At 64.2% G+C, this 11,051-nt stretch carries 9 protein-coding genes and 1 pseudogene; 4 read left to right on the plus strand and 6 right to left on the minus strand.

Translation table 11 applies throughout. From position 1 onward, the window contains the following. Positions 1 to 142 precede the first annotated feature (142 nt). Positions 143 to 505 (plus strand): annotated as a pseudogene (locus tag VGH54_RS04285) (Crp/Fnr family transcriptional regulator); the annotation flags it as partial. A gap of 145 nt (positions 506 to 650) precedes the next feature. Here VGH54_RS04285 and VGH54_RS04290 read toward each other — a convergent pair. Continuing rightward, positions 651 to 1,775, minus strand: coding sequence for a 1,4-beta-xylanase (locus VGH54_RS04290; protein WP_331510697.1), 1,125 nt, complete (start codon positions 1,773 to 1,775; stop codon positions 651 to 653). A gap of 112 nt (positions 1,776 to 1,887) precedes the next feature. Further along, a complete protein-coding gene (locus VGH54_RS04295; RefSeq protein WP_331510698.1) occupies positions 1,888 to 2,505 on the minus strand; it encodes a helix-turn-helix domain-containing protein in 618 nt (205 codons plus the stop codon). A gap of 126 nt (positions 2,506 to 2,631) precedes the next feature. On the opposite strand from VGH54_RS04295, the gene VGH54_RS04300 reads away from it, so the two are divergent. Further along, complete coding sequence (locus tag VGH54_RS04300) at positions 2,632 to 3,585, plus strand: SDR family NAD(P)-dependent oxidoreductase (RefSeq protein WP_331510699.1); 954 nt, start codon at positions 2,632 to 2,634, stop codon at positions 3,583 to 3,585. A gap of 173 nt (positions 3,586 to 3,758) precedes the next feature. Here VGH54_RS04300 and VGH54_RS04305 read toward each other — a convergent pair whose 3' ends face one another. Then, complete coding sequence (locus VGH54_RS04305) at positions 3,759 to 5,054, minus strand: amidohydrolase family protein (protein WP_331510700.1); 1,296 nt, start codon at positions 5,052 to 5,054, stop codon at positions 3,759 to 3,761. Between the two features lie 200 nt (positions 5,055 to 5,254). Here VGH54_RS04305 and VGH54_RS04310 point away from each other — a divergent pair, with 200 nt between their 5' ends. Continuing rightward, positions 5,255 to 6,907: a FadD3 family acyl-CoA ligase gene (locus VGH54_RS04310; protein ID WP_331510701.1), complete on the plus strand. Its 1,653-nt coding sequence runs from the start codon at positions 5,255 to 5,257 to the stop codon at positions 6,905 to 6,907. Next, positions 6,907 to 7,719, plus strand: coding sequence for an enoyl-CoA hydratase/isomerase family protein (locus tag VGH54_RS04315; protein ID WP_331510702.1), 813 nt, complete (start codon positions 6,907 to 6,909; stop codon positions 7,717 to 7,719). Before VGH54_RS04310 ends, VGH54_RS04315 begins: the two co-directional genes overlap by 1 nt. Positions 7,720 to 7,798: 79 nt before the next feature. Here VGH54_RS04315 and VGH54_RS04320 read toward each other — a convergent pair whose 3' ends face one another. From VGH54_RS04320 to VGH54_RS04330, 3 genes are read right to left on the minus strand one after another with little or no spacing between them, the layout of a single operon-like run. Next, the gene (locus VGH54_RS04320) at positions 7,799 to 8,590 is read right to left on the minus strand and encodes an enoyl-CoA hydratase/isomerase family protein (protein ID WP_331510703.1); all 792 of its coding nucleotides are present in this window, start codon (positions 8,588 to 8,590) and stop codon (positions 7,799 to 7,801) included. 20 nt (positions 8,591 to 8,610) lie between these two features. Further along, positions 8,611 to 9,711 (minus strand): acyl-CoA dehydrogenase family protein, encoded by a 1,101-nt coding sequence (locus VGH54_RS04325; protein ID WP_331510704.1) that lies wholly within the window; start codon positions 9,709 to 9,711, stop codon positions 8,611 to 8,613. After that, a complete protein-coding gene (locus tag VGH54_RS04330; protein ID WP_331510705.1) occupies positions 9,708 to 10,961 on the minus strand; it encodes a hypothetical protein in 1,254 nt (417 codons plus the stop codon). Before VGH54_RS04330 ends, VGH54_RS04325 begins: the two co-directional genes overlap by 4 nt. Between the last annotated feature and the right edge of the window lie 90 nt (positions 10,962 to 11,051).

Below are 11,051 nucleotides of genomic sequence, written 5' to 3' on the forward strand. Positions count from 1 at the left end.
CGGGGCTGGAACAGGCAGCCTGTGATGACGCTGGACAAAGTACTCATGCCCGTTCCCGACAGGAATCCCGACGTGTTCGAGCGCGAAATCACGGGCACCGAGACCTACCACGGATTCACGGCCTACGACACGCGGACGCCGGGCATCGACACCCGAAATCATTGAGCGATTACTGCGAGTGGTGGCCCGCCGGCTGCGGCGCACCAATGACAATGTGGCCGATCTGATCTTCACCGACGTCCCGGGCCGGGTCGCCAAGCAGTTGCTGCAGCTCGCACAGCGATTCGGCACGCAGGAGGACGGCGCGCTGCGGGTTACTCATGACCTGACGCAGGCGGAGATCGCTCAGTTGGTCGGGGCGTCACGCGAAACGGTGAACAAGGCGTTGGGCGACTTCGCCCACCGCGGCTGGATCACGTTGGAGGGCAAGAGCGTACTGATATCCAACGCCGAACGACTGCGCCAGGTAAGCGCGCCGGGAGCGGAAGGACGTCGGGAACTTTGATGGGGCCAGACGCGTGTCACCTTGAGACCCTGGGGCAGCCGCGATCGACGGCCGGGGCTGGAACAGGCAGCCTGTGATGACGCTGGACAAAGTACTCATGCCCGTTCCCGACAGCAATCCCGACGTGTTCGAGCGCGAATGACCACTAGAGCCTGGTCAACTTGCTGATAGTTTGAATTCCGGTGTCCCGGTAGGGCCGTCCATCGGGTTGGGCCAGGTCTTGAAACCAGAGCTTCGGAGCTGTCGTGTACGGGTGATCCCAGGAGTCCCATGGAAAGTAGGTCTGGGTCTTACCGGCGACCAAACCCCAATTGATCGCACCAACGTTGTGCCGCTTCGCAACTGGCAGGACCCCGTCGACGGTACTGCCCAGGGTCCGAGCCAGGTACTCCGTGCAGAGCATCGGCCGTCCCAATGGGGACAGTTCCGCGATCCGGGCCTCGAAGCCTGCTGGTTCGTCATAGCAGTGGAAGGTGACCACATCGGAGTTGTCCAGTTGGATGTTAGCGATTTCGCTGCGCCGCTGGGGATCTCCCCACTCGCCGTCCCACACGCCACTCGTTAACGGTTGACTCGGATCAACCGAACGTGCCCACCCGAACGCCAGCGAGAGCAGGTCGGCGACACGCTCCAGCTTGTCTTTCCTTTCGACCTTGCGATACACGCGGGCGGGATTGTCGGGCTCATTCCACAGGTCCCAACCCAAAACACGGTCATCCGTGCGGAATTGGGTCAACACTCCCGTGACATATTCAAGCAGAGTGCGACGGTAGTCGAGGTCATCGAGGTGTTCAGCGCCCGGGCTTTGCACCCAGCCGGAGTTGTGGACCCCAGGCTTCGGGGCGCGCTGGCGTCCCGGTTTGGGGAACGGATCCCAACATGAGTCGAAGAAGACAAAGAGCGGTTTGATGCGGTGGCGCGCCGCAATGGCGACGAACTGCTCGAGACGGCTCTGGAAGCCTCGATGGTTTTGGGCCCAAAGCTGATCGTGGAGGAAGACCCGCACCGTGTTGAGTCCGTGTGACTGGGCCCAGCCGAGCTCGGTATCGATACGCCGGGGGTCGAAGGTGTCGGCCTGAAACATCTCGAGCTGGTTGATGGCGTTCGAGGTGATGTAGTTTGCGCCGACGCGCCACCCTTGCGCCTGATACCAGTGGTTGGCCCGATCAGGCGACCATCGGCTTTGCTCTGCAGCGGCGCGGGGTGTCTTTGTCAATGCAGGGCCTGCCGCCAGCAGCACTGGGAGCGTTAGCACCGTTCGACGCCTCACGCAGTGACGATAATTCTCCGAGTGAGGTAGGAGGCCGGAAAACTCGCCAGACATCCTTACCGCAGTCCGATCACATGCCGCCGCGGCCCGCGGCGTTGTGTGGTTCCTTGTGTCACGCGGGGCAGATTCGGTCGATGAGCTCTGTCCACCCGGTTTTGAGTCGTCGGCGGTTGCGGGCGATCGCCGGCTTGGAGAGTTCGGTGGCTGTGAGTTGTAGCAGCAAGGGTCCGTCTAATGCGGCGGTGAGTTGAATGGCCAGGACATCGAGGTCTGTTACTTCCGGACGGATTTGACCGAGAAGCATTCGAATGTGGATGCGCGAGAGGGGGGTTTCACGTCCGGTGGGCACGGGCTGACCGCCGTCAAGCGAGGCGCGCGCGATCTCGTGGTTGTCGAACAGAAACCGTACGCGCGCATGCCCGTAGGCGATCAACCGATCTCGCGGCGGTGCCCCGGGTCCCAATGGCGGCTTTCCGGACATGACCGCTAGTTGCAGTGCGCGTTCTTCGTCGTCGAGCAGCGCCTGAAAGATGCCCGCGCGGCTACCGAAGCGCCGAAATACGGTGCCTTTACCCAGATCGGCGCGGGCAGCGAGGCCGTCCATAGTGACCCGTGCGGCGCCCACTTCGGCCATTAGTTCTCGTGCTGTGCTCAGCAGTTGGCGGCGGTTGCGTGCCGCGTCAGCACGTTCCCCACTAGGCGTTGGTGGTGTCACCGCCAGCTGGTCCATGCAGGGAACTTTACTGGATCGACGTAAGCGGGGTATAGTCCGTTTGTGTGATCCAGCGTCTGGACCGCCCCGCAGCATCTTTGGTGGCACCGTGCCGAGCTGCGGCCATCCGAAAGGCAGGCAATGATGAACCGACGATTGAGCGCTGGCAAAGTCAGCATCCGTCCGCAGTCGATCGACGAGCTGGACCTGTCGTCCAAGAGACTCCTCGTCATCGGGGGTACCAACGGCCTGGGGCGGGCGATCGCTGGCCTAGCGATGGCCCGCGGTGCCGACGTCACCGTCGTCGGCCGCACTCTGCGTGAATTTCCTCAAGGACAACCGAAATTCGTGCGGGCTGATCTCTCGTTGATGACTGACGCATTGCGGCTCGGTGAGGACCTCGCCGTCGAGGATGTCGACGTGGCGCTGTTCACCGCCGGCATCATCGCCGCTCCAACGCGCGAGCAAACCGCCGAGGGCATCGAGCGCGACATGGCAGTCAGCTTCCTCAACCGGGTAGCCATCCTCAAAGGGATCAGTGGCCGGCTCGGAATCGCACGTCCCGCCGACGCGCCCCAACCCCGCGTGTTCGTCATGGGCTCACCAGGCAGCGGTCAGCTCGGAAATACCGGCGACCTCAACTCAGAGTTGCGGTATAAAGCCATGGCAGCCCACGCCAACACCGTCGCCGGCAACGAGGTCCTCGCGTTGGGCGCCAACGGGATGTTCCCCGGACCGGCATACTTTGGCCTTGGACCCGGGCTCATCAAGACCGGCATCCGCGAAAACTGGATGGGCCGCAGTAGAAGCCTGGGCTACCGCCTATTCGAGGGCGCCGTCGGCGTGTTCCTGCAATCGCCGGACCAATACGCCAGACGCGTTGTCCCCTTGCTGTTTACCCCGGAGCTCAATGGCCGTAGCGGCATACTATTCAACCGCAAAGCACGTCCGACGTCGCCGAGCAAGGGTTTTGATGGTTCGTATGTCACCGACTATATGATCGCCACGACCGAACTCCTGAACCGCGCCTTGGAAAGTCACGATCAGCGACGCGCGGACGCACGTGAGTCAGGCCGAAACCACCAGCCATGGGCCTGAATACAGGTATCGGCAGCAGCGGCCACATGTTGGCAACCCAACCCATCATGTCGAGGAAAAGTTGCATGCCGAGTCGCGATGACCGGAAGCACACGATTTAAGGCGTCATTCGTTGGGCGGGTGTAGAGCCCCGAGAGCCCCTGCCGCACTTCGTGACCCGCGCCCCGCTTCGACTAGGTGAGCTGCGCGCTTGCAGCGGCGATCTGGTCCTGGAAGCTGCTGAGTTTGTCTGCCGCGTCACGGGCGTGATGACTGCGGGCCTGGATGCTGACGTCGTGGCCTTCGGCCGCTCGGCGCAGCGCACCCACCGTGGCGTTCTCCCGAGGAATGTGTTTGAACGGGTTGAATGAGTACCAGCGACAAGCGTTTTCGTAGGTCATCTTATTGATCTCGTCATCGGGCACATGGTCATCAGCCAGCACGGCGCCGAGCTCTTCGGGCGCACCCGGCCACATCGAGTCGCTGTGCGGGTAGTCCATCTCCCAGGCGATGTTGTCGATGCCGATGTCATGGCGCAGTCTGACGCCGACCGGGTCGCTGATGAAACAGGTCAGGAAGTGTTCGCGGAACACCTCCGAGGGCAGCTTGCCGCTGAAGTCCTGCATCGTCCAGGTCGAGTGCATGTCAAACGTTCGGTCCGCCCGGTCGAGGAAGTAGGGGATCCATCCCGTGCCGCCCTCGGAGAGCGCGATCTTCAGGTCGGGGTAGTCCTTCACCGGCCGTGACCACAGCAGATCGGCGGCCGCTTGCACGATGTTCATGGGCTGCAAGGTGATCATCACATCCGGCGGTGAGTCGACTGCCGGGATCGACAGTTTGCCCGAGGACCCGATGTGCACGCTGAGCACTGAGTTCGTGTCGACGAGGGCCTCCCAGACGGGATTCCAGTACGGATCATGGAAACTCGGATATCCCAGGGCCGCAGGGTTTTCCGAGAAGGTCAACGAGTGCACGCCCTTCTTCGAGCAGCGCCGCACCTCGGCCGCGCACAGTTCGGCATCCCAGATGACCGGGAGCGCCATCGGGATGAAGCGTCCGGGATAAGCGCCGCACCACTCGTCGATGTGCCAGTCGTTGTACGCCTGCACCAATGCCAGCGAAAAGTACGAATCCTCGGTGGCAAACAGCCGTGCGGCGAAGCCCGGGAACGAGGGGAAGTTCATCGACGCCAGCACGCCGCCGGCGTTCATGTCCTTGATCCGCTCGTCGACGTTGTAGCAACCGGGCCGGATCTCATCGAGGCCCTGCGGCTCCAGGCCATACTCCTCCTTGGGCCGGCCGGCGACAGCGTTCAGCGCCACGTTAGGGATAACGACGTCGCGAAATGACCAGACGTCGGAGCCGTCGGGGTTGTGCACCAGCCGTGGGGCGTCGAGCTTGTACTTGTCAGGCAGGTGATTCGCGAACATGTCCGGCGGCTCGATGATGTGGTCATCCACGCTGATCAGAATCATGTCGTCGTTGTTCAAGACGTTTCCTTCCTTCCCGGGAGATGGTCGTCGAGGACCCGAAGTCGAGCACTCAGGGTTGAAGTGCGGAGGCGTGCACCAGGGGCCAGTCGGCCGTCGCTATACGACAAGTCGAGGACAGCGCACTGCCGTAAGTGGGCACCAACGGTTTTGCGCCCCGGAGTAAACCAGCAAGAAATATGATGAATAGAGTATAGAATATGCAAACTGAGGATGACCCGCGGGCGGACTTGCGCTACGGAACGACGTCACGACTTTTGGCCGACGCAGCCCGGCGCCTGGGCAGCGCGGAGGCGATCGTCGGCGCCGACTTGCGCCTTACGTACGCGCAGCTCGATGAGGCCGTCAGCATTGCGGCCGCCGCAATCATCGGTGCAGGCATTCTCAAGGGTGACCGTGTCGCCATCTGGGCGCCCAACTCACCGCTGTGGGTGGTGGCGGCGCTGGGCCTGCAACGTGCAGGCGCGGTCCTTATACCGATCAATACCCGATTCCTGGGCGAGGAGGCGGCGTTCATCCTGCAAAAGAGCCAGGCGAAGCTTTTGTTCACCACCACCGATTTCCTCGGCAAGGACTATCCAGCGTCGCTGGCGGAGGCGGCTGGCGGTTACGGCGCGCAGTGGCCCGTGGCGGACCTGACTGCTCTTGAACACATCGTGACACTGACTGGGGCACCGAGCCGCGGCACGCAGTCCTGGTACGACTTTCTCGCGCTGGGCCGCGTTGTCGCCGCCGCCGATGTCGAGGACCGTGCAGTCTCTGTGACCCCCGACGATCTGTCCGACATCCTGTTCACCTCCGGCACCACCGGGCGACCGAAGGGCGCCATGTGCACCCACGGGCAGACGTTGCGCGCGTACGCAGTGTGGAACAATGTCGTTGGTCTGCGCGAAGGTGACCGGTATCTGATCGTGAACCCGTTCTTCCACGGCTTCGGATACAAGGCAGGCTGGCTGGCAGCGATTCTGGCCGGCGCAACGATTTTGCCGCTGCAAACACTTGATGTGCCAACAGTTCTCGAGGTGGTCCGGGCCGAGTGCATCACCGTGCTACCGGGAACGCCCACGCTCTTCCAGACCATGCTCGAACACCCCGCCTATAGTCGTGACGGCGTTGACACGCTGAGGCTGGTGGTCACCGGAGCGTCCACCGTTCCCGCTGAACTGCTGCACCGCATCCGCGACGAGGTGGGATTCGAGCACATCGTCACCGGTTACGGATTGACCGAGACGTGCGGGATCGTGTCGATGAGCCGTTACACCGACCCGCTCGACGTCGTTGCCTCAAGCGCTGGACGCCCGCTGCCCGGGATAGAGGTGCGCATCGTCGCACCCGATGGCGCGGTGGAGCCGGCAGGCACCGAAGGTGAGATCGTGGTGCGCGGCTACGTATTGATGCGGGGATACCTCGACGAGCCGGCGCAGACCGCCTCGACGATCGACGCGCACGGCTGGCTGCACACCGGTGACATCGGCGTACTCGACGAGGGCGGGCGATTACACATCACCGACCGGCTCAAGGACATGTTCATCGTCGGCGGTTTCAACGCCTACCCGGCCGAGATCGAACAGATTCTGAGCCGACATCCCAACATCGCCCAGGTTGCGGTGATCGGCGTCCCCGACGAGCGATTGGGCGAGGTGGGCGCCGCGTTCGTCATCGCGCGGGCGGGCCGCACTATCACGTCTGACGACGTCATTGCGTTCAGCCGCACCAACATGGCCAACTACAAGGCGCCCCGCCACGTCTACATCGTCGATGAACTGCCGGTCAATGCCAGCGGAAAGGTACTGAAAAACCATCTGCGTTCGCGTGCCGTCGGCGGCTCGCCCGCAGAACTGAAAGGCAGCTGATGAGTGCGGAATTCGTTACCACAACGGGTCTACACGCCGACCTGGACGGCACCCGGCTGACCCTCACGATCGATCGGCCCCGGCACCGCAACGCGCTCGACGACACGACGATGGCGGCGTTCATCGATAATCTGGAGGCCGCAGCCACCCACGACGAGCTACGGGTGATCGTGGTGCGCGGCGCAAATCAGAACTTCTGCAGTGGTTTCGACATCGTCGGCCGAAACGCTGCGCGCGAGGCCAAACCGCGCACAGCCAGCATTCAGCGCCGTCTGCCCACCCAGGCCAATCGATTGATCCCACTTTTGCTGGAAACTCAGCTGCCGATTGTGTGTTCGGTGCGGGGATGGGCGGTCGGAATCGGCGCGCAGCTCGCGCTCGCCGCGGACTTCACGGTTACATCGCATGATGCACGGTGGTGGTATCCGTTTCTGTCGCGTGGTTTCACCCCGGATTCGGGCAGCACGTGGTTGTTGCCGCGCATCGTGGGCCGTGCTCGGGCACGCGAACTGCTCATCCTGGGCAGGCAACTGTCGGGGACCGAGGCGGCGGACTGGGGGTTGGCTCACGCAGCTGTCGATGACGCTGAGTTGGATGCGGCCGTAGACGAGCTTGCCGACAAGCTGGCTAACGGGCCCACCGTCGCCATCGGTTTGACGAAGTCGCTGCTCAACGCCGGCTATTCGCAGTCGCTGGAACAGCAGCTCGTCGGCGAGGCCTTCGCGATGGAGTTGAGCTCACGCAGCCCGGATTTCCGCGAGGGGCTGGTGGCGTTCACCGAGCGCCGTGACCCGAAGTTTGAAGGCCGCTAACGACAGCATCGTCAGAGCAGCGCCATAGTGCAAACGCCACCGGCAATTTGTGGACGAATGCAGTTGGACCACAACCGATCTAGTCTTGCCAGCGGGCCTCGCGCTTCTCGGCGAATGCAGCGGGGCCTTCGGTTTGATCGGGATGTCCCCACAGGCCAACCAGCTCCTTGGCGCCGGCGCGGCAGGCGTCGGTCAAACCGACCTCCATGGCCTGCCATAGCGCACGTTTGGTGGCGCGCAACGCCGCAGGTGAGTTGCGCGCCACCTTTTCGGCCAGATCTTGCGCGGCCTCGTGCAGGCGCTCCGGCGGGTCGACGATCTCGCTGATCAAACCGATTTCAAAGGCACGCTGGGCTGACATCCGTTCGTAGCGGCCGACCAGCGCCATGCGCAGCACTGCCTCGGCCGGAATCTTGCGCATCAGACCGATCGCCTCGATCGCGGTGACCTGGCCGACCGAGACATGCGGATCGGTGAACTGGGCGTCCGAGGCGGCGATGACGATATCGGCGTCCGCGACGAAGTGCAGACCACCGCCGGCACAGATCCCGTTGACCGCGGCGATGACCGGTTTGTCCAGCTGTAAAAACCACGACGTGAAACCGAGGTCCCAGTCCTCGACCGATTGCCGGTAGCGGCCGAAACCCTGGCCGTCGGTGGCGATTTCGACGACGTCGGCGCCGGTCTGAAAATGGGGGCCCAGGCCGCTGTTGACGATGACGCGCACCGCGGGGTCATCGGCGAGCTGCTGCCAGGCCTGCCGCAGCTCGTCGCGCATGGCGTTGTTCATCGCGTTCCGCCGCTCCGGGCGGTTGAACAGCAGCCAGCCGACGTGGCCGCGCCGCTCGACCTTGAGCGTTTCGTATTCCATTGCTTCTCCTAACGTTTGGCTCAGATACGTGAAAGGTGTTCGGCCACAATGTCGTAATGCCTTCGGGCGGCGCCGAGCAGCTCTTGGCCGGTGCGGGCGCGCTTGAAATACAGATGGGCGTCGTGCTCCCAGGTGAAGCCGATCCCGCCGTGGATCTGGATGGTCTCCTCGCTGGCATGCATGGCCGCCTCCGAGCAGTACGCCTTGGCCAACGATGCGGTCCACCACAGGTCGGGGCTGTCGGTGGCCACGGCTTCGACGGCGGCGGTAGCCGCCGAGCGCGCCGACTCCACCTGAATGAGAAGGTCGGCCAACTTCTGCTTGATCGCCTGAAAGCTGCCGATCGGCCGGCCGAATTGCACGCGCTCGCGGGCGTATTCGGCGGTCATGTCCAGGCAGCGAGCCGCCACACCGGCCGATTCGCAGGCCAACAAGGCGCAGGAGGTAGCGTAGGCGCGGTCGAGCGGGTGGTCAGCGCCGCAGAGGCGTACCCCGGGGGCACCGGAGAACTCAACGTGGGCCTGTTTGCGCGTCTGGTCGAGGGTGATCAGCCGTGTCACCTCGACGCCGGTGCCGTGACGTTCGACGGCGAACACCACCGGCCCCTCCGGTGTGCGCGCCGGGGTGAAGATCAGATCGGATTCGGCGGCGTCGATGACGTAGCCGCCTCGCCCGAACAGTCGGTCTCCGTCGGCGTGGATGTCCACTTGTGCTGGGCCCCAACGACCGTCGGCGTCGGCATAGATCACGGTGGCCAGCAGGCTGCCGTCGCACAATCCGGGCAGCCACCGCGCGCATGCGTCGGCGTTGTCGACCTCCAGCAGCAGCGGTATGGCCAGGCCGGCGACGGCGAACAGCGGTGCCCCACCGAGGCTGCGGCCGGCCTCCTCGAACACCACGCCGAGTTCGCGCGCGCTCATGCCGCTGCCGCCGAACTGCTCGCCGACCATCAGTCCGGTAACGCCGAGCTCGCCGGTGAGCCGATGCCAGTCCTGGCGGTCAAAGCCCGACTGCGTGGCCATCAATTCGCGCACCCGCGTACTGGGGAACAGCTCCGTGAAAACCTCGCGCGCGGTGCGTTGGAGCAGCTGTGCGTCGGCGAGGCCGCCGTCGTGGCTCATCGACGGTCAAATCCGTCGATGGTTGCGGCGAATGCCTCCGCCAGGGTGGTCGCGCCGCCCGGGGGTTCCGGTAGCCGGACCGGGCCGTGTTCGCGGCTGGGTAACAGGATGGTGGCGCTACCGGGTGAGGTCACCGCATCGCGCTGGTTGCGGGTGCGCAATTCGACATCGACGGCGGGGCGATCACCGTCGGCAAGGTAGCGCCGGCTGACGGTGCCTTCCACCCACTGGACGTCTCCGACGTAGTTGAACTGGCGGAATTCGACGCGCAGCCGCCACAGCCAGGCGTCGTCACCCATCCAGTCGGTGCAGGCGTGGATCATCCATGCCTCACGCATGCGGCCGTAGTCAAACGTGGTGGGGTTGCCGGATTTCCGGGCGAACGCCGGATCCCAGTGCACGCGCTGCATCGCGTCGGGGACGCCCAGCTCATCACGATGGTAGAAGCGCGGGACCCGCTGGCGGTTGCGGTACGCCAGGCGCAGCGGCGCCACGTTGTACATTCCCATACCCATGCCGACGTGCCAGCAGATCATGTCGGTCACCGTCAGCGGTCCCTTCGCCAGCGGGCCGATCGTGTCGCCTTCGGCGACGTCTTCCCACCACCGCGGCTCGGCGCCACGCGCGCGCTCGGCCGCATAGTGGGCGTCGATCTCGGCGATGCCGTCGTCGGTCCACGGCGCGATCTCGACGCTGTCGTACTTTTTGCGTTCGCGCGCCTTCTGTCGCTCGGTGCGGTACATCATCCGGTACTGGGCGCCCAGCAGGGTGCCGTCGTCGGTCCGAAATGCCTGCGCGGTCCACTCCTGAACGCCGCGGCCGCCGAACTCACTAGGCTTGTCGATGACTCCTACGAGCGCGGTGCGCCGCGATACGCGGTGATCCGGCCGCAACGGGGCCCACCATTCCCGCTCGCTGGCGGCATAAAAGGCGTGCACACCGCGCAGCGGGTCGCCGCGTAACTCCTGCTGGGCGGCGAGCTCCTCTGCGCTGAGCTCGTCTTCACCGATCAGGCTGTCGCCGCCGACGATCGCGGGCGGGGCGATGGGCTCTTTCCACACCGATTGAGCGGCGTAGTCGACGTTGCTCCACAGCGGGTTGTCGTCACCGTACGACCATGCGACGTGGCGGAAGGCGTCGACTCCGGGCCGGCGGTAGTGCGGCGGCGCCGGATACACCTGCGGCTTGCCGATTCGGGCGCACAACGCCGCCACGCCCTCGTCGGTGATCTGACCCTCGGCGCCTGCCATCTTCCACCTCTCGCCAGGTCGGCGACGACCCCCAAGCGAACGCCGTCTGGATAACGGATAAAATATATATCTTTAGCTCAAGACCCGATC

It is taken from the genome of Mycobacterium sp., from assembly GCF_036488105.1.
In the GTDB taxonomy this organism is placed as follows: domain Bacteria; phylum Actinomycetota; class Actinomycetes; order Mycobacteriales; family Mycobacteriaceae; genus Mycobacterium.

Excerpts from the sequence above, each read along its gene's own strand:
- VGH54_RS04295 (WP_331510698.1), bottom strand. The coding sequence starts at position 2,505 with ATGGACCAGCTGGCGGTGACACCACCAACGCCTAGTGGGGAACGTGCT.
- VGH54_RS04300 (WP_331510699.1), top strand. The coding sequence starts at position 2,632 with ATGAACCGACGATTGAGCGCTGGCAAAGTCAGCATCCGTCCGCAGTCG.
- VGH54_RS04310 (WP_331510701.1), top strand. The coding sequence starts at position 5,255 with ATGCAAACTGAGGATGACCCGCGGGCGGACTTGCGCTACGGAACGACG.
- VGH54_RS04315 (WP_331510702.1), top strand. The coding sequence starts at position 6,907 with ATGAGTGCGGAATTCGTTACCACAACGGGTCTACACGCCGACCTGGAC.
- VGH54_RS04320 (WP_331510703.1), bottom strand. The coding sequence starts at position 8,590 with ATGGAATACGAAACGCTCAAGGTCGAGCGGCGCGGCCACGTCGGCTGG.
- VGH54_RS04325 (WP_331510704.1), bottom strand. The coding sequence starts at position 9,711 with ATGAGCCACGACGGCGGCCTCGCCGACGCACAGCTGCTCCAACGCACC.
- VGH54_RS04330 (WP_331510705.1), bottom strand. The coding sequence starts at position 10,961 with ATGGCAGGCGCCGAGGGTCAGATCACCGACGAGGGCGTGGCGGCGTTG.